The organism is Pseudoxanthomonas sp. Root65 (assembly GCF_001427635.1).
Lineage (GTDB): Bacteria > Pseudomonadota > Gammaproteobacteria > Xanthomonadales > Xanthomonadaceae > Pseudoxanthomonas_A.
Genome location: NZ_LMHA01000002.1, coordinates 242,132 through 262,355, shown reverse-complemented (window position 1 = coordinate 262,355; position 20,224 = coordinate 242,132). Strand labels below are relative to the sequence as shown.

Genomic DNA, 20,224 nt, shown 5'->3' with positions numbered 1-20,224 from the left:
ATTGGCGTGCCTGCATCCGCGCAGCGGTTGCCCCAAGCGTTTACCATCGCGCCCATGCCCGCTCTGGCCGCCTTCGCCCTCGATGCCCTGATCTTCATTGGCCTGGCCTGGGGAGTATGGCGCGTGCTGGGACGGGCGATCCCGATCGCGGTCATCCCGATCATCATCGGGCTGGGGCTGGCGGCCACCGGCGTGCTGCCCGCCGGCTGGGGCGTGCCGTCGAAGCTCGGTGGGCAGCTGGGTTTCGTCGGCGTGCTGCTGCTCGCCTTCACCGCCGGCCTGGAAACGCGTCAGTCCGCGCACCTGCCCCCCACCTCCGAAGCCGCCCCGCTGCCGCGCACGCAGGCGCTGCGTTTCATGGCCAGCGCCGGCATGGCGCTGCTGCTGCCGTTCGCCCTGGGCACGCTGGCCGCGCATTACTACTTCACCGGCCTGCCGGGCTGGGACGCACCGCGCGGCGGCGCGTGGATGGGCTCGATGGCCATCGGCCTGTGCCTTGCGGTGAGTGCGCTGCCCGTGCTGATCGGCATCGTGCGCGAACTCGGTCCGCTGCATCGCCCGCTGACCCAGCTGGCGCTGCGCATCGCGGTGATCGACGACGCCGTGCTGTGGATCGGCCTGGCACTGTTGCTGCTGGCTGCCGAGGGCGGTTCACTGCTGGCCGGCGCCTCCGTCCTGCATGTGCTCGCGCTGGGCGTGGCGATCCTGCTGGCCGCCGCCGGCACGCTGGCACAGCGGCTGCGCGCACCGCCGCCGGCCTGGCTGGTGTGGGTGTCGCTACCGGTCTTTATGGTCGCCGGTGCCTGGGCCAGTTCGCAGCTGGGCCTGCATGCCCTGCTGGGCGCGTACTTCGGCGGCGCGATGGTGCCGCCGGCGTGGGGCCGACGCTTGCCGGTGGAACGGCTGGGCCAGTTCGCACTGATCGGGCTCGCACCGCTGTTCTTCGGTCACAGCGGCCTGAAGATCGACGGCAGCGTGCTGGGCTGGGCGTCGCTGCAGGCGTCGCTCGCACTGCTGGTGCTGGCGGTGGTCGCCAAGCTCGCCGCCGTGCTGGCGTGCCCGCCGGCCTCGCACCTGTCCCGCCGCGACGCGCTGGCGGTCGGCACGCTGCTGCAATGCAAGGGCCTGATGGAAATCGTCGCCGCCACCATCTTGCGCGACAAAGGCCTGTTGTCCGAACACGCCTTCGCCGCACTGGTCACCCTGGCCGTGCTGTCGACGCTGCTGACCGGCCCGTTCTTCCGTGCGCTGGTGAAGCGCCGCGCCGCGCAACCGCAATCAGGCAGCCAGCCGGCCTGACGTCGCCTAGAAGGCGACCTTCACCGACGGCGCGCTGCGTTTGGCTTCACCGTGGTACACGGCCTCGATGTTGTTGCCGTCCGGATCCAGCACGAACGCGGCGTAATACCCCGGATGATAGGGCCGCTCGCCCGGCGCGCCGTTGTCGGTGCCGCCGTTGGCCAGCGCCGCCTTGTGGAACGCTTCCACCGCCGCCCGGTCCTGTGCTTGGAACGCCAGGTGGTGCCGACCGGTCAGTTTGCCTTCCGCCGCCTCGCTGTCGGCGGTGGACACGAACAGCTCATCGGCCCAGAAGTAATCGTCGGCGGTGCCGCCCATCGGCACGCCCAATACATCGAATACCGCCGTGTAGAACGCGCGGCTGGCGTCCAGGTCGCGGACGACCAGTTGGATGTGGTCGATCAGCCGACCGCGATGCAGTTCCTGCGTTTCCATGGTGCGATCTCCGTTTGAAGAGCCGACAGTAATGGCATGGCATGCGGTCAACGAGTGTCCGCGACGGGATGTCAGGGAGGCGTCAACGCGAGGTTCCACAGGCCCGCGGCGAAATGCATCTGCCGCCTCATGACGCCCGCGACGCCAGCATGCCCGCGCGGTAGGCTGCCGGCATGGATTCCCTGATCGCCGCCGCCGGGCGCGCCCTCTCGACCGGCGACGTCCTGGGCGCACTCAAGCACGTGGGCTGGCGGGACGACCCGCCTGCGCTCGCCCTGCGCGGTATCGCGATGGCGCAGTTGGGCGACTATCCGCGTGCGCGCGATCTGCTGCGTCGCGCCGCGCGCGGTTTCGGTCCCCGCGAGCCCATGGCCCGGGCGCGCTGTGTCGTCGCTGAGGCGGAGGTGGCGCTGGCCCTGCGCGATTTCGGCGCCGAGCCGCAACGCCTGTACACCGCCGCACAGGCGCTGGCCGCGCGCGGCGACCGCGCCAACGCGCGCCACGCGGAACTGATTGCGCTGCGTCGCCACCTGCTGCTGGGGCGGCTGCAAGCCGCGCGTGCCGCCGTGGACGCGCTCGATCTGGAAGGCGCACCCGCCGCGCACCATGCCCTGGCCGCGCTTGCGCAGGCCGAAATCGCCCTGCGCTCGCTGCGCACGCGCGAGGCACGCCTCGCGTTGCAGCGCGCACGTACCGCCGCCGCGCAGGCGGGCATTCCCTCGCTGTCCGCCGAGATCGCGCAGCTCGACGCCAGCCTGCAACGTCCCGCTGCGCGCGTGATGCAGGCCGGCCACGAACAGCCGGTGACGCTGGATGATGTGGAAGCCCTGCTCGCTTCCGGCGCACTGGTCGTCGATGCCGTGCGCCATGCACTGCGCGATGGCAGCACCATTCGCTCGTTCGCGCGCCGCCCCGTGCTGTTCGCGCTGCTGCGCGCACTCGCTACCGGCTGGCCCGGCGACGTCGAGCGCAACGCGCTGATCGCGCGCGTATTCCGCACGCGCCAACCGGACGAGACGCACCGCGCGCGGTTGCGCGTGGAAATCGGACGCCTGCGTCGCCTGCTCATCCCGTTCGCCGCGCTTACCGCCACCGCGCGCGGCTTCCAGCTGTCCCCGCACGGCAGGCACGGCGTGGTGGTGCTGGCGCCGCCGGTCGAAGGCGAACAGGGCGTACTGCACGGACTGCTGGCCGATGGCATGGCCTGGTCCACCTCGGCGCTGGCGCTGGCCACCGGCGACAGCCAGCGTTCGGTGCAGCGCGCACTCGCCGCGATGGAAGCTGCCGGGCAGGTGCGTGCGGTCGGCCGCGCCCGCGCGCAACGCTGGGTGGCGCCGCCGCTGGCCGGATTCACGACGATCTTGTTACTCCCTGCCGCGACGCCGCCTGCGTAGATTGGCCCCGTCCCCCCACGCATACGGATGCCCGCCATGAACGACGCCACACGCCACGACACCCCCGCCCGCTACGTCGAGATCGTCCGCGAGTACGGCCCCTTCGACGGCTCACCCAGCATCCACGGCGTGACCCACGACGGCCGGCACGTCTGGGCCGCCACCAGCGAGCGCATCCTGGCCATCGAGCCCGCCAGCGGCGACGTCATCCGCAGCATCGACCGTCCCGGCGATGCCGGCACCGCCTTCGACGGCACGCACCTGTACCAGTTGGTCGAAGCGCGCATCGACAAGATCGATCCGGTAACCGGGGCCGTGGTCGCCTCGATTCCCGCACCGGGCCAGGGCCGCGATTCGGGCATGGCCTGGGCCGAAGGCAGCCTGTGGGTGGGCCAGTACCGTGAGCGCTGCATCCACCAGATCGACCCGGCCACCGGCGAGATCCTCCGCACGCTCGCATCCGACCGCTTCGTCACCGGCGTCAGCTGGGTCGACGGCGAACTCTGGCACGCCACCTGGGAGGGCGACGACAGCGACCTGCGCCGCATCGACCCGCGCGACGGCCGCGTGCTCGAACGCTTCGACATGCCGGCGGGCGCCCACGTCAGCGGCCTGGAATCCGACGGCGCCGACCTGTTCTATTGCGGTGGCGGCCCCAGCGGCCTGCTGCGCGCGGTCAGGCGTCCCGCACGGGCCGACTGACGCTTCGCGCAACCCCACGCGGCACTCTCGTACCGCTCTCGGCCGCATACAGAGGCGACGCGGACGATGCTCGCTGCCGCCTGCCTGCACCCGTGCCATCCACCCGAGGAAATCCTCCCATGAAGATCGCTGCGCACGAAATCCCTGCCATCGTTTCCCGCGACACTTGGCGTACCGCGCGCCTCGCGCTGCTCGCCCGGGAGAAGGAACTGACCGGTCTGCACGACCGGATCGCACGCGAACGGCGCGCATTGCCGTGGGTACGCGTCGATACGCCTTATGCCTTCCACACGCTGCAGGGCACACGCACGCTGATCGAACTGTTCGATGGGCGCCGCCAGCTGATGGTGCAGCACTTCATGTTCGCGCCGGGCTGGGAGCAGGGCTGCAAGAGCTGCTCCTTCATGGCCGACCATCATGCCGGCGTCCTGCCGCACCTCGCGCAACGCGACCTGACCCTGGTTGCGGTGTCGCGGGCGCCGCTGGCCGACATCGAGGCGTTCCGCCGTCGGATGGGTTGGACGTTCCCGTGGGTCTCTTCGTTCGGCACCTCGTTCAACCACGACTTCGGCGTGCACTTCACCCAGGAGGAGATGTCACGCGGCGCGGTGGACTACAACTACACGCGCCAGCCGTTCCCGCACGAGGAAGCGCCGGGGATCAGCGTGTTCGTGCGCGACGATGTCGGCCAGGTCTTCCACACGTACTCGCGCTACGGCCGAGGGGTGGAGACGATGATGCATACCTACGCGCTGCTCGACCTGACGCCGCACGGCCGCGACGAAGACGCACTGGACTACCCGATGGCGTGGGTGCGCCACCATGACCGCTACGCCGTAGCGCCGGTCGCCGCAGGCGATGGATGCTGCGCGGCGACGCCCTGAGGCCGCACCGTCATGTTGCCGCCGGACGCGTGGTGGCCATGGCTGGTGGTCGCCGGCGTCGGCGTCCTGCACGGCATGAGTCCGGCGAACGGCTGGCTGTTCGCCGCATCGCAGGCGACGCGCAGCGGCGACACGCGTGACCTGCACCGTGCGCTGCTGACGGTCGCCATCGGACATGCGCTGTCGGTCGCGTTGGTCATCGCACTGGTGACGCAGGGCATGAGGCTGGCGCCTGATCGCATGCAGGCCTTGGCGGGAGGGTGTCTGCACGCGTTCGCCGCATGGCGGCTGGCGAGAAAGCGACCCTCTGGCGACGCGCCACCGGCATACCGCTCGTATGCAGGTCTGGTCGCATGGTGTGCCTGATGGGTACCGCGCATGGCAGCGGGCTGATGCTGGTGCCGGCGCTGGTGCCGCTGTGCATGCCGGACGGAACCGCATGTGCGATCACCGCCAGCGGATCGCTCGTACCGATGCTGATGGCGGTCGCCTTGCATCTGCTGGCGATGCTGGCGACGACACAGCTGGTCGCCCGAAGTGTCTCTCGCAGCCTCCGGCATCGCGCATTCTCCACGGAAGCCGCATGGACGCTTCTGCTCGCGCTGACGGGTGTGTGTTTGATCGTGCTGTGTTGAGAAGGCTACGCGTTCTTTACGCCGGCGCAGGCGTAACGGCATGGTGGCTTTACGCCCGTGGCGCCTATCGTGGCCACACCGCACGCGATGTGCGCCACGAACCGTTCCATGTCCATCATGATACTGCGCGGCCCGCATGCCGCGCATCCCGATGTCAGTCCCCTCTACCGACCGCTGCGCCAGCGTGCGAACGCCGCTGGCCAATCGTTGCGGTACCGCGCCTTCGCCAGCGTTCATGACCTGGTCTGCGGGCTGCGCCGTGCGCGCAGGGAACGGACCGACATGCTGCTGCTCGATGTCGGCGAACTGGCGATGCAGGGTCCCGCCCACGCCCATGCCCTGCGCGACGCCCTCGACACGTTGCCTTCACCCTACATTGAAGTGCACGACGATGCGGCGCATGCGCTCGAACCGCGCGTGCAACCCCAGCACGCGCCGCTGGTCACCGTGATCCTGCGTAACGACCTGCCGCGCGCCTATGCGATGGCGCTGGAGATCGCACTGCGGCGCCTGCGTCCCACCCCCACGGAGACCTTCCGTGCTTGAGCCGGAGCCCCTCATGTCCATCCTTGTCATCCGCGGACCCGAGCGCCACGACGCGCTCACCAGCCCGCCGTCCCCACTGCCGCCTGCGGTGATGGGCGCGCTGGTGCAGCGCGCCGGCTGCGCCGGGCAGACCCTCGCGGTGCGCAGTTGCGGCTCCAGCACGGAAGTGCTGACCGCGTTGCGCTTGGCCAACGAATGGGGGGTGCGCGCCACCCTGCTCGATCCGGGCACACTCACGGACCATCCCCTGCTGCAGCGGGCCGTGCAGGGCCTCACCCATCCATACGTGGAGGTGCACAGCGACCTGGGCGGACATGCGTCCGCGCTGCCCTCCGCCGGAAGCCACCGCCTCGCCGTGGTGGAGGGCTACGGCGCGCGCGGCTACGCCTTGGCGTTGGAGATCGCGCTGGAGCAGCTGGGCTGCGCCGAATGCGAATGCGATGTGCACGTCGGCACCTGAGGCGGACACCGCTGCGCGCCATTACTTTGCCGACTACGAGGTCTACGACGCTGGCCAGCGCATCGCCTGGGGCCAGGTGACACTGGCCTGCGCGGCAGACACCGCCATGCAGGCGCTGCGCATGCGTGCCGCCAAGCAACAGGGCGTGGAGGCGGGCGCCATCCGGCTGCGCAACATCAGCCGTCTGTAGCCGTCCGCACCGCGGCATGTCACCGAACCGTCATCGGCCCCACGTACCGTGCCGCCCTTTACCGGGGACAGGACGGGACGTTGGCCGAGCAGGCACTACGGGCGCTGACACGCGTCTTCACCGACCAGGCGCCCGCGTTGCGCGGTTTCTTCGCACGCCGTGGCGCCAACGACGAGGCCGAAGACCTGGTGCAGGAAACCTACCTGCGCCTGCTGCGCGCGCACCAGGGCGAGGGCGAGCGCATCGCCAATCCCGAAGCCTATCTGTACACCGTCGCCACCAACCTGGCGCGCGAACAGGCCGCGCGCCGCCAGCGCTCGCCGGTGCCCCTCGAAGACATCGAACAGGTCGCCGCGCTGATGAGTCCTGCCGAAGGTGTCGAGGATGCGACCGAGCGCGTGCAGCGTCGCGAGCACATGCAGGCACTGCTCGCCGGCCTGCCCACGCGCACCCGCGCGGTGCTGGTCATGCAGTACCGCGACGGCCTGACCTACCGGCAGATCGCCGAGCGCATGGGCGTGTCCCCGCACATGGTGAAGAAGCATGTCGTGCGCGGGCTTGCGGTGTGCAGGCGGGCGATGGGAGACGCGACGTGAGCCCCCACGCACCCGGCACCCCCTCGACCACCGAAGCAGCCGCGCAATGGCACCTGCTGCAGCGCGAAGGCGCCCTGAGCCCGGCCGACCAGCAGCGCTTCATGGACTGGCTGGTCGCCTCGCCGCTGCACCTGCGCGAATACCTCGCCATGGCGCGCGTGGCCGCGGAACTGGGTGACGCCGTGCGCACCCTGCCGGCGGACGCGGAGGTCGATGCCTTCATCGCCGGTCACCGCGACGGCGACAACGTCGTGTCGCTGGGTCGCGCGCGGATCGCGGCGGCGCAGACGCGGCGTCCGCGCCAGCGCACCTGGCTGCCGCGCATGGCAGTGGCCGCCGCCCTGCTGCTCAGCGTCGCCGCCGGCCTGCACTTCGCCACGCCGCCGCCGCGCATGTATGCCGCGCCGCACGGGGAGACGCGCGTGTTCGCGCTGGACGATGGCACGGTGCTGCATCTGAATGCGGAAAGCGAAGCCTCGGTCGCATTCGGCCTGTTCCGCCGGCAGGTGGCGCTGACGCGTGGCCAGGCCAGCTTCGTCGTGGCCCCCGGCCTGCGCCCCTTCACCGTGCAGGCGGCGGGACTGCAAGTGCGCGACATCGGCACCACCTTCGATGTCTCGCTGCAACGCGACCAGGCGCGCTTCGGCGTCACCGAAGGACGCATCCACGTGATCGACGACGGCGGTGCGGGCCGCCTGCTCGCCGATCTCCATGCCGGGCAGGCGGCGCGCATCGGGCATGGCGACCGTCGTGTGTCGATCAGCCGGGAAGACCCCGACGTGCTCACCGCCTGGTGGCAACGCCGCATCGTCTTCCGCGACGAACCGCTGCGCGAGATCGCCGACCGCTTCAACCGCATGAACCGCGTGCGCCTGCACGTGGACGACAGCGTCGCTGGCGCGCTGCGCCTGACCGGCAACCTCAAGGCGAACGACCTCGCCTCGCTGCGCGCGTTCCTCGACGAACACCCCACGCTGACGACCACGACCGGCAACGGCGAGATCCGCGTGCGCTCGCGCCACGCGCCCGTGTCCGGCACCTACTGAGCCGGCGCTGTAAGAAAAAATTCACGAAGAAAACGGTGCCCGATCTTCTTCGTGCGGAATCGTAGGGAGGTGAGCGCGCGATGAGCGCGACCCCACCACCCCACACTACCGGACTCCACGATGCGCCGACTCCTTGTCCTTTCCATCGCCCTCGCCCTGCAGGCCACGACCGTCAACGCGATCGCCCAGCAGGCGACGGCCGCGACCGACGCCATCCCGCCGCAGTCGCTCGACAGCGCGCTCAATGCCCTCTCGCGCCAGACCGGGCTGCAGTTCGTCTACAACGCGCAGGCCGGCAATCCGCGCACGCGCGCCGTGCCCGCCGGGCTCTCCTCCGAGCAGGCGCTTACCCGCCTGCTCGACGGTACCGGCCTGCGCTACCGCTATCTCAACGCCAGCACGGTGACCATCGAAGCCACCGGCGCGACCACGCCGTCGTCCGCACCCGCCGCGCCTGCGGCGGCACCCGCGCCGTCCGCCGGTACGCCGTCGGCCTCGGCGGTGGATGCGCAGCAACTGGAAAGCATCGAAGTGGTCGGCAGCTACAGCCGCAGCCTGGAACAGGCGGTCGACATCAAGCGCTACAACGTCGGCTTCTCCGATTCCATCGTCGCTACCGACGTGGCCGACTTTCCCGAGCAGAACCTCGCCGAGGCGCTCCAGCGCATGCCCGGCGTGACCATCGAACGCAACAAGGGCATGGGCAGCAAGGTCAACGTGCGCGGGCTTCCGTCCGAGTACACCCACGTTTCCATCAACGACCTGGCCACCGCCTCCGGCAGCGGCGGGCGCGATGTCGAGTTCGACCTGTTCGCCTCCGAGATCATCCAGCAGGTCACCGTGCAGAAGTCGCCGACCGCGGCGGACGAGGAAGGCGGCATCGCCGGCTCGGTGAAGATCTCCACCGCACGGCCGTTCGACTACAGCGACCGCAAGCTGGTGTTCTCCGCCGAAGGCGCGCACAACTCGATCTCCGAAGAGACCGACCCCAAATTCGCCTTCCTCGCCAGCGACACCTGGGGCGACTGGGGCGCCTTGGTCTCCTTCGCGCATGCGCAGCGCACCAACCGCACCGACTCCACCTCGGGCATCAACTTCCGCCCGATGTCGCGCTTCCTCGGCGCGTCCGGCACGCGCGGCTCGCAGGCCGAGGCGGTGATCGAGCGCGACACCGGCCGGATCATCGACAACCGCGCCAACACCGCCGAAAGCAACCTGATCATCTTCCAGGACAAGGTGGGCGACCGCGTCTACCTCAACGACCAGGACAAGTGGGGCGCCACGGCCTCGCTGCAGTACAAGCCCAGCCGCACCTTCAGCCTGACCTTCGACGCCATGGTCGGCGGCTACGACACCACCGAGGACGAGTACGACGCGGCCGCGTATTCAGCCTCCAGCCGCAGCACGCTGGAAACGATCCACGAATACGACGACACCACGCTGTCCGAGTACGGCATGCTGGTGCTGCGCGACGTGTCCTACACGGCGACACAGCACGAGTTCCTCAGCAAGGAGCGCATCAACAAGACCGACTACGGCCAGTACAGCCTCGCCCTGGACTGGAACAACGACCTCTGGGACGTCGAGGCGATGGCGGGTTACTCCGGCGCCGAGAAGACGCTGGACTATTCGAACCTGAAGCATGTCGCCTACGCGCCGTCGCGCACGCGCTGGACCGGGCGCAGTGGCGAGACCATCCCCAGCGCCAGCTCGGCCGGCTTCGACATGTACGGCTCGCCCGAGCGCTACCTGTTCGAGGCCTACGAGACCACGCTGGAGAAGATCGACGACGACAAGTACGCCGCCAAGCTGGACGTGACGCGCAAGCTCGACCTGCCGTTCCTGTCCGCCCTGCGCAGCGTGCAGTTCGGTGGCCGCTACACCGACCGCAGCAAGGAGCGCCAGTACGGCGAGCTGAAGATCACCGGCCCGTCCGCTGGCGACACTTCCTGGGTCAACACGCGCACGCTGGCCGACAGCCCGCTGCAGGCCATCGGCGACATCGTCCCCGGTGGTGCCTACAGCGTGAAGGACCTCGACTGGCGGCAGGTGTCGAACGCGTTCGCCCGCGGCTACTTCCGCTACCCCGGCTTCTCGACGCCGTTCGACGACGCGCAGTACTACCGCGTGGACGAAGAAGTCGCCGCGCTCTACGCGATGACCCACTTCGACTTCATCCTCGGCCGCGTGCCGGTGACGGTGAACGCGGGCGCGCGCTACATCGACACCTCCGTCACCTCCTTCGGCTACCACCCGGTGCAGAATCCGGATGGCAGCACCGGCTATACCGACACGCCGGTGTCCAGCGACGGTGGCTATACCGACGTGCTGCCCAGCTTCAACCTGACCGCCGAGCTGTCCGATGGCCTGCTGCTGCGCGCCGCCGGCTCCGAGACGCTGATCCGTCCGGCGCTGACCGACGTGGCCTACAAGCGCACCGCCAGCTGGAGTTCGTTCCGCTTCACCGACGGCAACCCGGACCTCAAGCCCACCTACGCCAAGCAGTGGGAAATCGGCCTGGAGAAGTACCTGGACAACGGTGGCCTGCTGGCGGCGTCGTACTTCCACAAGAAGATCGACGGGGTAGTGGTGAACGCGCTGACCGGCGTGGTCGAGGACGTGGCCGTCTACAACGCCAACGGCACGCTCAACGGCTATTACGACTTCGACGTCTACCAGCCGGTGAACGCCGACGGCTCGTACGACGTCGACGGCATCGAGCTGATCGCCAACCTGCCGCTGGCCACGTTCCACCCGGCGCTCGAAGGCTTCGGCATCAATGCCAACTACACGATGCTGGACAGCTCGCTGGCCGGCGAATCGGACCTGGGCATCCGCACGCCCATGCCCGGCCTGTCCGAGAAGACCTGGAACTTCACCGCCTACTACGAGAACGCACGCTTCGACGCCCGCGTGTCCTACAACCACAAGGACGAATACGTGGAGTCGATCGGCTACAACATGTATCCGATCTGGCGCGACGCCTACGGCCAGCTCGACGTCTCGATCGGCTACCGGATCAGCGACCACCTCAAGCTGAGCCTCAAGGGCATCAACCTGACCGACGAAGAGACCAGCGGCTACACCATGGACCCGTCCTTCCCGACGATGTACGAGAAGTCGGGCCGCCGCATCAGCCTGGGCCTGCGCGCGGATTTCTGAGCCCCGGCGCGCCGCGGCACCGGCCGCGGCGCGCCTCTTCTTCCCGCGACCCGCCGCTTCTGCGACGGCGTCGCCGCATCCTGCGAGGTCCCATGCGCTGCTTCCTGCTGCCGGCTCTGCTGGCCCTGTCCCTGTCCACGAATGCCATGGCCGACGATGAAGGCCGTGCCTGGCAGGCCGGCGACCACCACGTGCACAGCGAGTGGAGCGTCGACTGGGATCGCACCACCTCACCACCCACACCCCTCCGCGGCGGCGACTCCCCGTATACGCGCAGCCGCAATGCACGACAGGCACTCGCATATGGCCTCACCTGGATGGTGCATACCGACCACGGTGGCCCTGGTCACTCGGCCGTCACCCGTGACCACGCATGGCCCGCACTGGAACAGGCGCGCCGCGACGTGCCGCCACTGATCCAGTTCAACGGCATGGAGTTCGACGTGCCGGCGGCCGAGCATGCCTCGCTGATCATCGCGCCCGGTCCGCATGAGCGTGATGACCTGGTCGACATCGAGCGCCGCTTCAGCCGCAACGAACCGGTGGACGGCATGCAGCGCGACGAGGCGCAGACCATGCTCGCGGCGCTGGCGCACATGCGCGCCCTGCCCGCGCCGCCACTGATGTTCGTCAACCATCCCTCGCGCACCGCCACCGGCGTGGGCCAGTGGGGCGAGGTGGAACCGGACGAACTGCGCGCCTGGCACGACGCCGCACCGCGCGTATTGGTGGGCATGGAAGGCGCCCCCGGCCACCAGGCCATCCGCAGCGAGCGCGGCCTGTACCGCAACCGGGCAGCACCGACCTTCGGCGGCTTCGACCAGATGACCACGCAGGTCGGCGGCGTCTGGGACACGCTGCTGGCCGAGGGCCGGCGATTCTGGATCACCGCCACGTCCGACTCGCACGAGAACCTGCGCGACGGCGGACGCGATTACGATCCCGGCGAATACAGCAAGACCTACGTCTGGGCGCGACGCGAGGCCGGGGACATCCTCGACGGCCTGCGCCACGGCCGCATGTTCGCCGTCACCGGCGACCTGATCGACGCGCTGGAACTGACGGTGCGCGGCGACGATGCCGCGCACGTGGCGACCCTCGGCGACACCCTGGCATTGCCCGTCGGCACGACGATGCGCATCGAACTGCGCGTGCGCCAGCCTTCGCGGCCGAACGCCGAGGGCGCGCGCCCGGTACTGGCGCAGATGGAGCTGATCGTCGGCACCCTCGGCGACCAAGGCACACCGATGATGCAGACGCGCCATTGGCGCGCCGACAGCTGGCGCCGCGACGGCGACATGCTGGTCGCTACGTGGACGCTGCCGGTACCCGCGCGCGGCGCCTTCGTGCGTGCACGCGGCAGCAATACGCTGGACGCGACACCGCCCGCCGATGTGCCCGGCGAAGATCCGTGGCAGGACCTGTGGTTCTATTCCAACCCGGTGTTCATCGACGCCAGCGGCGCTGCTCCGACCACGCCCGCACGCTGAAGCGCCCGACAGCACGCGTTCACGCCATCATGTGATCCGGCGCGCAGTTATGCACGTGCGGTCGCACGGCGTTGACGCGATCTTTGCGAACGCCGCGCGACACTGCAGGCGTGGTCGATGCCGCGACAGCGGCCTGCCGGATCCAGGTGAAACAGCCACGGCGACCACAAGGGTACCGTTGTGCGAAGCCCTAGCTTCGCCCAGCTTGGCTGCAGGTGCGTCCCCGTCGAAGGATCGCTGGCGCGGTACCCTCTTATGGAAGCGCCACTCCCGCGTCCCCGTGTTAGGTACGGGGGCCGGGCTCGCGGCACGTTTCCCGCTTGACACGGGGGAAGGAGAAGCACGAGACCCTTCCCCTGCTCATGCTGACTCATTGCTGCCCACGCGCGCAGCACGCATGGACGGCCGGTGCCGCACGAGGCGCGCCTCAGACGTTGGGCGGCAACGGCATGCGCACGCGTGGGGGGATTTCGGAAGCAGCGACCAGTGACTGCAGTTGGCAGAACGTGGCGTCGTAGGCCGCCACTTCTTCCTGGTACTGGCAAATCGCACGGAACGGATTGCGTGCCGACAGGGTCTGCGCAGCAGCCCGCAGGCGCTCGCCATCGGGATGGGTCTGTACCAGCGCGGCAACCCAGACCGTCAGCGCTTCGAATTGGCCGGTGGTGCGGGCATCGCTGGTTTCCAACCGCTCCAGCGCGGCGTGCAGATGAGTGTGCGAATAGAACAACATGGGGCGAGGTGTCCGATGTGAGTGATCGCCGATGCGCGCCCCTGTTCCCGCATGTCGGCTTTCCCCTGTGACGTACGCACGACACGACGCCGGCCACCGTGTGGCAGCCGACGTCATGTGCCGTTGGGGAAACCGTGACCTATGGCCTACACCGACCGCGGCCTCAGCCGCGCAGGTTCACCTCGGCCACCTTGTCCTGGTAGTCCTCTTTCGGGTCAACGCCGAGCAGCATCTTCACGCCGGCGAGCAGGCTGTGCTCGTTGAGCCAGATCTCTGCGTGTTCGGCATCGAAACGCAGCAGGGCGAGCTTGGGATCGTCCTTGCCGCCTTCATACCAGGCCGCCACGAAGGGGTTCCACAGGCGCTCGATCACCGCGCGGTCGTCGTCGCGCACCAATGAGCCCTGCACGCTGGCGAAGAGGTCATGCCCCATCGACGCGAAGGTGGCGATCGCACGCTGCGGCGACAGGGTCTGCTGCGCCAGCCGGTTGTCCGTCGCGGTGAAGATCCACAGCGGACCCCGCCCGTCATGCTCCAGCAAGGCCGTCATCGGTCTCGTATGGCCGTCCTCTACGCCGTCCAGGCCGAGCATCAGCGTGCGGTCGGACTTGATCGCTTTCCACAGCTTCTTTTCCAGTTCTTCAGGCGTATGCATGGCGCTTTCTCGTCGGGAATGGAGACACGCTAGGCGCGGACGCGTCACGCGCCCGTCAACGCCAGCCGCCGTCGTCAGCCGAGCGTCATGTTTGTCGTACTGGCGTCACGATCGGCGCACCACGACATGAACAGCCAAACGGGGCTTCACCCCGCTTTCGCGAATGCACGCGCAGCCTTTGCGGGCAATTCCACTGAAGGAGATCTGTCATGACCATTTCCCGCTATCTGCTCTCGCTTGGCCTGCTGTCGGTGATGTCGGCCGCCGCTGCGCAGACCTATGGTCCGCAGGACGAAGGTCGCCGCTTCAACGACGGCAGCAAGGTCGAATGCCGCAACGTGGAAGTCCAGAAGAACAGCCGCGATCCCAACCGCGTGGCCGGCACCGCCATCGGCGCCGTGGTCGGCGGTCTGCTGGGCAACCAGGTCGGCAGCGGCAGTGGCAAGAAGGTCGCCACTGTCGGCGGTGCCGTGGCCGGCGGCGCGATCGGCCGCAAGGTGCAGGGCAACAGCCAGGAGACCAAGGGCGACCGCGTGGTCGAGCGCCGTTGCGAGCGCGTCTACCGGTAAGCGCATCGTTCGACAGGACGGGCGCCGCAAGCGCCTGCGGTGACGAGGCCGCAGGCGCTTCTTTATGCCGTACTGTGCGATGCCCGCCTACCCGTGCGTACCCCAGGCGGCGAAGGGTTCGTGCCGCACCAGCGATGACACCGGCATCTCCTCCACCGGGCGCGGCTGGCCGATGTAGTAACCCTGCAGGCGGTGGCAGCCCATCGCCACCAGCATCTGCTTCTGCTCCAGCGTTTCCACGCCCTCGGCCACCACGTCCAGCTCGAGCTGCTGACCGAGCAGCACCACCGACTGCACGATGGCCGCGTGGCGCGGACCGCTGGTCATCTGACGCACGAACTGCCGGTCCACCTTCAGTTCGTGTACCGGCAGGCAGGCCAGGTACGACAGGCTGGAATAGCCGGTGCCGAAATCGTCCACCGAGATGCGCGCCCCAGCCTCCACCAGCTGCGTGAGTACCTGCACGGTGCGGTCGGGTTCCAGCATCGCGATCGACTCGGTGATTTCCAGCGTCAGTGCGCCGGCCGGCAAGCCATGGCGGCGCATCGCGGCGGTCACCTGCGCCACCAGGCTGTCGCCGCGCACCTGCACCGGCGACAGGTTCACCGACACGCTCGGCACGCGCGCGCCGGCACGTCGCCATGCCGCCCATTGCCGGCAGGCTTCATCCAGCACCCACTGGCCGAGATCGACAATCAGACCCGCACGCTCGGCCAAGGCGATGAAGCGGTCCGGCATCACCAGGCCCAGCCGCGGATGCTGCCAGCGCACCAGCGCCTCCATGCCGGCCATGGCGTTGTCGGCGGCCCGGATCTGCGGCTGGTAGTGCAGCACCAGTTGCCCGCGGTCGAGCGCCTTGCGCAGTTCGTAGGTCAGTTGCAGCTGGCCGAGCGCTTCCTCGCCCATCGCCGGTGCGTACAGCGCCAAGCCGTTGCGGCCCGCCTGCTTGATGTAATACATCGCCGCGTCCGCATGCGCGAGCAGCGCCTGCGCGTCCTCACCATCGCCGGGATACAGCGCAATGCCGATGCTGGCGCTGACCGTCACGTCGTCGTTTTCCTGCAGCCGCGTCGCTTCGGACAGGCATCCCAGCAGGCGTTCGCCGCGCACGCTGGCCTCGCCCGCCTCGGCCACGGAGGTGACCATGACGAACTCGTCGCCACCGAGCCGCGCCACCGTGTCGGTGGGCGTCGCCATGCGCCGCAGCATGTCGGCCACGCGCACCAGCAGCGCATCGCCCACGTGGTGGCCGAATGCATCGTTGACGCCCTTGAAGCCGTCCAGATCGATGAACAGCACCGCGAACCGCTCGCCGTGCAGCTGCGCGTGCAGCATGCGCGACTGCAGCCGCTCGATCAGCATCAGCCGGTTGGGCAGGCCGGTCAGCGCGTCGTGCATGGCCAGATGGGTCAACTGCCGGTTGGCCTGCTGCAGCGAATCGGACAGGCGCGCGGTGCGCTCGTGCAGCAGCCGGTCCAGCGCGCTGGCGCCGATCGCGGTGCCCAGCACGGCGGTGTTCACCACCACCACCAGCCAGGCCAGCGAGTCCGGCGACAGGCCATCGCGCAACGCGGCGCTGCAGATCGAACCGGCGGGGAAGTGCGCGGCGGCCATGCCGGTGTAGTGCATGCCCACGATGGCCACGCCCATCACGCCGGCGGCGAGTGCGCGATGCAGCCGTTCGTGGCGCGCGTTGTCGCGCAGGCGGTAGGCGATCGCCAGCGCCGCACCGGCGGCACCGATGGCGATCAGCAGCGAGGCGGCGAACCACACCGGCTGGTAGATGATCGCCGGCTGCATGCGCATGGCCGCCATGCCCACGTAATGCATCGCCGCGATGCCCAGCCCCATCACCACCGCGCCGCTGAGCAGGCGCAGCCGCCCCATCCGGTCGCGCGTGACCAGCCACAGCGCATAAGCGCTGGCCGCCACCGCCATCAGCAGCGACAGCACGGTCACGCCGATGTCGTAGCCCAGCGGAATGGGCAGGCGCAGCGCCAGCATGCCGATGAAGTGCATCGACCACACGCCGATGCCCATCGCCAGCGCGCCACCGGCCAGCCACCAGCGCCGGGCCACGGCGTCGCTGGCGCGGATCCGTCCGGTGGTCTTCAGCGCCGCATACGAGGCCGCCACGGCCACCACGAACGAGGTGACCACCAATTCCGGCACATAGGTCGCGATGAGTCCTGTCTCCATGGAACGTCCTGCGCTTTCCTCCTGAAGACGTTAGCGACCGTGATGGCCCAAGGATGATGCCGGGCCGCGACCATCGGCCGTCGCATGCGCCATTGTGCAGCACATGTCACATAAGCGCGTCTGCCCCGCACCACCGTGACGCTGACAAGGACCGTCCTCGCGTCGCTCCCCCGCGCCGCACCGCAACGGCACGTGCCCTCCCCGCGCCCGCCGCTTGCCAGCCTCCCCCGGCCCGCGTATAACGTCCGTTATAACGCCTGGACCTCTCTGTCATGAAGCTCAAGATCACCACCATCGGCAACTCGGCCGGGGTCATCCTGCCCCGTGAACTGCTGGCGCGGCTGCGCCTGGAAAAGGGCGACGAACTGCATGCGCTGGAGACGCCCGACGGCATCCGCCTGACCGTGTACGACCCCACGCTCGCCGAGCAGATGGAGGTGGCCGAGCAGGTGATGCGCGAGGACCGGCAGGTCCTGCACAAGCTGGCGCAGTGACATGGCCATGCTGCCGCGGTTCCTGTGCGTGCTGTTCCGTCGCGATCGCATCGAGGCCGATGCCTGGCGTGTCGCCGGGCAGGTGATGCGCCGGCGTCGCGGCCTGTTGGCGCGCCTGGCGCAGGACGCGCGCCGATGATCGTCTGGATCACGTCCCCCTTGGCGCTGGCCCTGCATGATCGGCAGCTCGCCGAGCATGGCGGCGGCAGCGGTGTGCGCGACGAAGGCCTGCTCGAAGCCGCACTCGCGCGCCCGCAGCAACGCCACTCCTATGGTGACCCGCCACCGGATCTGGCCGACCTGGCCGCCAGCCTTGCGTTCGGCCTGGCACGCAATCATCCGTTCGTCGACGGCAACAAGCGCACGGCGCATGTCTGCTATCGCGTGTTCCTGCGCCTCAATGGCGGCGATCTGGTTGCGGGCGATGAAGAAAAGTACGCCATGATGATCGGTCTCTCGGACGGCACGATCAGCGAAGCGGCCTTCGCCCAGTGGCTGCGCCCGCGCGTGGTGATGACGGCCGCCGCCGGCAAGGTGCAGGAAAAGAAGACCCGCTACGCGCGCTGACACACGCTGCGGCACCCTGCGCCGGCTGGCATCACCTCTCCGTCACCGCATAGGGCGTGCAATCGATGCCTCCCACGCCAGGGTGATGCCGATGAATCCCGCCACTCCGTCCAACCCGCACAGCGATGGCGAAAAGGCCAACACGCCCGACCGGCATCGCAATGACAAGGCAACGTGGAAGGAACACGATCAGCCCGACACGCCGCATGAAGACAAAGCGCCGCGCGATCCGGAAAAGGATTATCCCGATGCACGCGACACCGTTCCGCGCTGAGCGCGCGCGCACGGGGGGAAATGCATCAGCGCGTGCCGTGCGACGCGGTGGCGTCCAACGCCTGCCGCAGTTCGTCAAGGTCTGACGCGGCCGTCGGCCGCACCACCCGCGCACGCTCCTGCCCGTCCGCCAGCACCACCAGCGTCGGCCACAGCCTCACGTCGAACGTGCGACCCAGTGGCCGTCCCTTGCCGTCTTCCACCTTGAGGTGAGTGACGTCCGACGCATCGTCCAGCCACGCACGGATCGCCGGCTGCGCGGCCCGGCAATGACCGCACCACGGCGCGCCGAATTCCAGCACCACCGGCCCGGCCAGGGCATCCACCGCCGTACGTGCAGGCTCGACGGGCAGGTAGTCGGCGCGGTAGCTCATGCCGCGGCGAGTACCTGCTCGATCGCTTCCAGCCGGCTGTTGGTCAGGTCCTTGCCGATCTCGGCGACGATGCGCTGCGTGGTTTCCTTGTGCAGCAACGGACGCATGCGACCCAGCGTGACCGGATCGGCGACCAGCACCACATGCGTGTACTGCTGCTTCAGCGCGCTGTCGTTCAAGCCTTTCGCCAGTTGCTTGGCGAACGTCGCTTCGTCGATCTGCCGACCCGACGATTCGCCGGGCATGCTGCCGGCGGGGCCGTCATCGTTCATGTTCATCAGTTCGAGCAGATCCACCTGGTGCAGCGATACCGCACCGCCCTTGCCGCGGTTGCGGAACAGGCGCGCACCCTCGCCGTCGGCAATCACCACCAGCGCATCGGTGGGCAATGAAGTCATGTCGTTTTCCTTGCATATCGAAGAGGAAGGAAGAAAGCCGGCCAGCGCACCCCGCCCTTGCCGGACGAGGCGCACGGCGATGCCTCAGTGCGGCTTCTGGCGGTCGAGGGTGAACGCGTCGGCCACCGCATGCTTGGCGCGCTCCCACGTCAGGCGCGAACCCCCACGTGCGCGGTCCCAGCCACGCTCCAGGTCCGAGGCCAGGCTGTCGTCCCACTCGCGGTCGGCATACTGCGCGCGCGCGTACGTGCCGTAGCGGTAGGCCGGGCGGTAATCGTCGAAGGCATCGTCGCCCTGGCGATACGGCGCGGCGTCGAAGCGCTGGGAGAACTGCTCATCCGTCTGCGCATAAGCACCATAGGTGCGGTCGGCGCGTTCCCACGCATCCCGCAACGCCGGGCGGGCGCTGTCCCAATCCAGCCGCGATTCGCCGCGACGCTCTTCCCATCCCGCCTGCAGGCGACGCTCGGTCTCTTCCCACGACTGCTCGGGATATTCGCCGCGCGCCACCGCACCGGCGTGATAGACCCCCGCGTAGTCGCGCTGGAAGTCGTATTCGTCGGCGTAGTACGGACGCGTCCGATACGTCTCGCGCCAGTAGTCCACCTCGCCGGTGGGATCGATGCGCTCGGCAACGCCCTTGCCCGCCGCTGCGCCGATGACCGTACCGGCGGCCGCACCGATCAACGTGCCGATCGGACCGAACACCGTGCCCGCCACCGCACCGGCGGCCATGCCGCCGGCTACGCCGCCGACACCGACGCCGACCGGGTGCGAGCCCGGTGCACCGGTGATGGGGTCCCTGTTTGCGTCCCGCTGATTGGTATCGCGTGTCATGGTGGTGTCCTTGGTCTGGAAAAAAGAAAGTGATCGTGGTGACCGATGCAGAGAATGCTGCGAACGGCGTGACATCGATCTTCCCGATACGGCGTGACCATCATGTGCACCGGCTTCAGGCTGGTGCACACGCGATGACAACATCTTGCGTGCGTGCGGTGGTGCGCGAACGCTTCCGCTTCCCTTCTCGCTGCTTGCGGGGAGAAAGCAACAGCGGTTCCAAGCGCGATGACGACGGTGTTCCTTCTCCCCGCCTGCGGGGAGAAGGTGCCCAGCGGGCGGATGA

Annotated in this window: 25 protein-coding genes; 18 read left to right on the top strand and 7 right to left on the bottom strand. The window is 68.9% G+C overall.

Annotated features, from left to right (window positions below; translation table 11 throughout):
• Positions 1-54: 54 nt before the first annotated feature.
• Positions 55-1,299, top strand: a complete 1,245-nt coding sequence (locus ASD77_RS11715; protein ID WP_055941725.1) for a cation:proton antiporter — start codon at positions 55-57, stop codon at positions 1,297-1,299.
• Positions 1,300-1,305: 6 nt separating this feature from the next.
• Here the strand turns inward: ASD77_RS11715 and ASD77_RS11710 are convergent, their stop codons facing one another.
• Entirely contained in the window at positions 1,306-1,734 is a 429-nt protein-coding gene (locus ASD77_RS11710) for a VOC family protein (protein ID WP_055941723.1), read from the bottom strand.
• Positions 1,735-1,907: 173 nt separating this feature from the next.
• On the opposite strand from ASD77_RS11710, the gene ASD77_RS11705 reads away from it, so the two are divergent.
• The 12 genes from ASD77_RS11705 to ASD77_RS11650 all read left to right on the top strand — a co-directional run bounded on the left by ASD77_RS11705 (position 1,908) and on the right by ASD77_RS11650 (position 12,839).
• Entirely contained in the window at positions 1,908-3,128 is a 1,221-nt protein-coding gene (locus ASD77_RS11705) for a hypothetical protein (RefSeq protein ID WP_055941721.1), read from the top strand.
• 36 nt (positions 3,129-3,164) lie between these two features.
• Positions 3,165-3,830, top strand: a complete 666-nt coding sequence (locus tag ASD77_RS11700; protein WP_055941718.1) for a hypothetical protein — start codon at positions 3,165-3,167, stop codon at positions 3,828-3,830.
• A 119-nt stretch (positions 3,831-3,949) separates the two neighbouring features.
• On the top strand, positions 3,950-4,714 hold the full coding sequence (locus tag ASD77_RS11695) for a thioredoxin family protein (RefSeq protein ID WP_055941716.1): 765 nt from the start codon (positions 3,950-3,952) through the stop codon (positions 4,712-4,714).
• 12 nt (positions 4,715-4,726) lie between these two features.
• On the top strand, positions 4,727-5,080 hold the full coding sequence (locus ASD77_RS11690; protein ID WP_055941714.1) for a hypothetical protein: 354 nt from the start codon (positions 4,727-4,729) through the stop codon (positions 5,078-5,080).
• Positions 5,080-5,349, top strand: coding sequence for a hypothetical protein (locus ASD77_RS11685; RefSeq protein ID WP_156383612.1), 270 nt, complete (start codon positions 5,080-5,082; stop codon positions 5,347-5,349). Before ASD77_RS11690 ends, ASD77_RS11685 begins: the two co-directional genes overlap by 1 nt.
• Before the next feature lie 108 nt (positions 5,350-5,457).
• A complete protein-coding gene (locus ASD77_RS11680; RefSeq protein WP_082563329.1) occupies positions 5,458-5,895 on the top strand; it encodes a hypothetical protein in 438 nt (145 codons plus the stop codon).
• A 13-nt stretch (positions 5,896-5,908) separates the two neighbouring features.
• Positions 5,909-6,355 (top strand): hypothetical protein, encoded by a 447-nt coding sequence (locus tag ASD77_RS11675; protein ID WP_055941708.1) that lies wholly within the window; start codon positions 5,909-5,911, stop codon positions 6,353-6,355.
• Positions 6,336-6,545, top strand: a complete 210-nt coding sequence (locus ASD77_RS11670; protein WP_055941706.1) for a hypothetical protein — start codon at positions 6,336-6,338, stop codon at positions 6,543-6,545. The genes ASD77_RS11675 and ASD77_RS11670 overlap by 20 nt, the downstream gene beginning before the upstream one ends.
• 80 nt (positions 6,546-6,625) lie before the next feature.
• Entirely contained in the window at positions 6,626-7,141 is a 516-nt protein-coding gene (locus ASD77_RS11665; RefSeq protein ID WP_055941704.1) for an RNA polymerase sigma factor, read from the top strand.
• Complete coding sequence (locus tag ASD77_RS11660; RefSeq protein WP_055941702.1) at positions 7,138-8,187, top strand: FecR domain-containing protein; 1,050 nt, start codon at positions 7,138-7,140, stop codon at positions 8,185-8,187. The genes ASD77_RS11665 and ASD77_RS11660 overlap by 4 nt, the downstream gene beginning before the upstream one ends.
• Positions 8,188-8,307: 120 nt before the next feature.
• Positions 8,308-11,349, top strand: a complete 3,042-nt coding sequence (locus ASD77_RS11655) for a TonB-dependent receptor (RefSeq protein ID WP_055941700.1) — start codon at positions 8,308-8,310, stop codon at positions 11,347-11,349.
• 92 nt (positions 11,350-11,441) lie between these two features.
• Positions 11,442-12,839 (top strand): hypothetical protein, encoded by a 1,398-nt coding sequence (locus tag ASD77_RS11650; protein ID WP_055941698.1) that lies wholly within the window; start codon positions 11,442-11,444, stop codon positions 12,837-12,839.
• Between the two features lie 427 nt (positions 12,840-13,266).
• On the opposite strand, the gene ASD77_RS11645 is transcribed toward ASD77_RS11650, so the two are convergent.
• On the bottom strand, positions 13,267-13,572 hold the full coding sequence (locus ASD77_RS11645; RefSeq protein ID WP_055941696.1) for a hypothetical protein: 306 nt from the start codon (positions 13,570-13,572) through the stop codon (positions 13,267-13,269).
• A 163-nt stretch (positions 13,573-13,735) separates the two neighbouring features.
• Positions 13,736-14,227 carry a pyridoxamine 5'-phosphate oxidase family protein gene (locus tag ASD77_RS11640; RefSeq protein ID WP_055941694.1) on the bottom strand — a complete coding sequence of 164 codons (492 nt, stop codon included), beginning with the start codon at positions 14,225-14,227 and terminating at the stop codon, positions 13,736-13,738.
• Between the two features lie 209 nt (positions 14,228-14,436).
• On the opposite strand from ASD77_RS11640, the gene ASD77_RS11635 reads away from it, so the two are divergent.
• Positions 14,437-14,796 carry a glycine zipper 2TM domain-containing protein gene (locus ASD77_RS11635; RefSeq protein ID WP_055941692.1) on the top strand — a complete coding sequence of 120 codons (360 nt, stop codon included), beginning with the start codon at positions 14,437-14,439 and terminating at the stop codon, positions 14,794-14,796.
• Positions 14,797-14,883: 87 nt separating this feature from the next.
• Here ASD77_RS11635 and ASD77_RS11630 read toward each other — a convergent pair whose 3' ends face one another.
• A complete protein-coding gene (locus ASD77_RS11630) occupies positions 14,884-16,995 on the bottom strand; it encodes a bifunctional diguanylate cyclase/phosphodiesterase (protein ID WP_055941689.1) in 2,112 nt (703 codons plus the stop codon).
• Between the two features lie 272 nt (positions 16,996-17,267).
• Between ASD77_RS11630 and ASD77_RS11625 the strand changes: the two genes are divergently transcribed.
• From ASD77_RS11625 to ASD77_RS11615, 4 genes are all read left to right on the top strand, one after another.
• Complete coding sequence (locus ASD77_RS11625; protein WP_055941687.1) at positions 17,268-17,489, top strand: AbrB/MazE/SpoVT family DNA-binding domain-containing protein; 222 nt, start codon at positions 17,268-17,270, stop codon at positions 17,487-17,489.
• 1 nt (position 17,490) lies between these two features.
• Positions 17,491-17,628 (top strand): hypothetical protein, encoded by a 138-nt coding sequence (locus tag ASD77_RS18130; RefSeq protein WP_156383610.1) that lies wholly within the window; start codon positions 17,491-17,493, stop codon positions 17,626-17,628.
• On the top strand, positions 17,625-18,056 hold the full coding sequence (locus ASD77_RS11620; protein ID WP_055941685.1) for a type II toxin-antitoxin system death-on-curing family toxin: 432 nt from the start codon (positions 17,625-17,627) through the stop codon (positions 18,054-18,056). The genes ASD77_RS18130 and ASD77_RS11620 overlap by 4 nt, the downstream gene beginning before the upstream one ends.
• Positions 18,057-18,141: 85 nt before the next feature.
• Complete coding sequence (locus ASD77_RS11615; RefSeq protein WP_235578531.1) at positions 18,142-18,330, top strand: hypothetical protein; 189 nt, start codon at positions 18,142-18,144, stop codon at positions 18,328-18,330.
• A 25-nt stretch (positions 18,331-18,355) separates the two neighbouring features.
• Here the strand turns inward: ASD77_RS11615 and ASD77_RS11610 are convergent, their stop codons facing one another.
• The 3 genes from ASD77_RS11610 to ASD77_RS11600 form a co-directional block, all read right to left on the bottom strand.
• Positions 18,356-18,703, bottom strand: coding sequence for a thioredoxin family protein (locus ASD77_RS11610; protein WP_055941683.1), 348 nt, complete (start codon positions 18,701-18,703; stop codon positions 18,356-18,358).
• A complete protein-coding gene (locus ASD77_RS11605; RefSeq protein ID WP_055941681.1) occupies positions 18,700-19,101 on the bottom strand; it encodes a host attachment family protein in 402 nt (133 codons plus the stop codon). The genes ASD77_RS11610 and ASD77_RS11605 overlap by 4 nt, the downstream gene beginning before the upstream one ends.
• Positions 19,102-19,185: 84 nt before the next feature.
• Entirely contained in the window at positions 19,186-19,938 is a 753-nt protein-coding gene (locus ASD77_RS11600) for a hypothetical protein (RefSeq protein ID WP_055941679.1), read from the bottom strand.
• Between the last annotated feature and the right edge of the window lie 286 nt (positions 19,939-20,224).

Excerpts from the sequence above, each read along its gene's own strand:
- ASD77_RS11715 (WP_055941725.1), top strand. The coding sequence starts at position 55 with ATGCCCGCTCTGGCCGCCTTCGCCCTCGATGCCCTGATCTTCATTGGC.
- ASD77_RS11710 (WP_055941723.1), bottom strand. The coding sequence starts at position 1,734 with ATGGAAACGCAGGAACTGCATCGCGGTCGGCTGATCGACCACATCCAA.
- ASD77_RS11705 (WP_055941721.1), top strand. The coding sequence starts at position 1,908 with ATGGATTCCCTGATCGCCGCCGCCGGGCGCGCCCTCTCGACCGGCGAC.
- ASD77_RS11700 (WP_055941718.1), top strand. The coding sequence starts at position 3,165 with ATGAACGACGCCACACGCCACGACACCCCCGCCCGCTACGTCGAGATC.
- ASD77_RS11695 (WP_055941716.1), top strand. The coding sequence starts at position 3,950 with ATGAAGATCGCTGCGCACGAAATCCCTGCCATCGTTTCCCGCGACACT.
- ASD77_RS11690 (WP_055941714.1), top strand. The coding sequence starts at position 4,727 with ATGTTGCCGCCGGACGCGTGGTGGCCATGGCTGGTGGTCGCCGGCGTC.
- ASD77_RS11685 (WP_156383612.1), top strand. The coding sequence starts at position 5,080 with ATGGGTACCGCGCATGGCAGCGGGCTGATGCTGGTGCCGGCGCTGGTG.
- ASD77_RS11680 (WP_082563329.1), top strand. The coding sequence starts at position 5,458 with ATGTCCATCATGATACTGCGCGGCCCGCATGCCGCGCATCCCGATGTC.
- ASD77_RS11675 (WP_055941708.1), top strand. The coding sequence starts at position 5,909 with ATGTCCATCCTTGTCATCCGCGGACCCGAGCGCCACGACGCGCTCACC.
- ASD77_RS11670 (WP_055941706.1), top strand. The coding sequence starts at position 6,336 with ATGTGCACGTCGGCACCTGAGGCGGACACCGCTGCGCGCCATTACTTT.
- ASD77_RS11655 (WP_055941700.1), top strand. The coding sequence starts at position 8,308 with ATGCGCCGACTCCTTGTCCTTTCCATCGCCCTCGCCCTGCAGGCCACG.
- ASD77_RS11650 (WP_055941698.1), top strand. The coding sequence starts at position 11,442 with ATGCGCTGCTTCCTGCTGCCGGCTCTGCTGGCCCTGTCCCTGTCCACG.
- ASD77_RS11645 (WP_055941696.1), bottom strand. The coding sequence starts at position 13,572 with ATGTTGTTCTATTCGCACACTCATCTGCACGCCGCGCTGGAGCGGTTG.
- ASD77_RS11640 (WP_055941694.1), bottom strand. The coding sequence starts at position 14,227 with ATGCATACGCCTGAAGAACTGGAAAAGAAGCTGTGGAAAGCGATCAAG.
- ASD77_RS11635 (WP_055941692.1), top strand. The coding sequence starts at position 14,437 with ATGACCATTTCCCGCTATCTGCTCTCGCTTGGCCTGCTGTCGGTGATG.
- ASD77_RS11630 (WP_055941689.1), bottom strand. The coding sequence starts at position 16,995 with ATGGAGACAGGACTCATCGCGACCTATGTGCCGGAATTGGTGGTCACC.
- ASD77_RS11625 (WP_055941687.1), top strand. The coding sequence starts at position 17,268 with ATGAAGCTCAAGATCACCACCATCGGCAACTCGGCCGGGGTCATCCTG.
- ASD77_RS18130 (WP_156383610.1), top strand. The coding sequence starts at position 17,491 with ATGGCCATGCTGCCGCGGTTCCTGTGCGTGCTGTTCCGTCGCGATCGC.
- ASD77_RS11620 (WP_055941685.1), top strand. The coding sequence starts at position 17,625 with ATGATCGTCTGGATCACGTCCCCCTTGGCGCTGGCCCTGCATGATCGG.
- ASD77_RS11615 (WP_235578531.1), top strand. The coding sequence starts at position 18,142 with ATGCCGATGAATCCCGCCACTCCGTCCAACCCGCACAGCGATGGCGAA.
- ASD77_RS11610 (WP_055941683.1), bottom strand. The coding sequence starts at position 18,703 with ATGAGCTACCGCGCCGACTACCTGCCCGTCGAGCCTGCACGTACGGCG.
- ASD77_RS11605 (WP_055941681.1), bottom strand. The coding sequence starts at position 19,101 with ATGACTTCATTGCCCACCGATGCGCTGGTGGTGATTGCCGACGGCGAG.
- ASD77_RS11600 (WP_055941679.1), bottom strand. The coding sequence starts at position 19,938 with ATGACACGCGATACCAATCAGCGGGACGCAAACAGGGACCCCATCACC.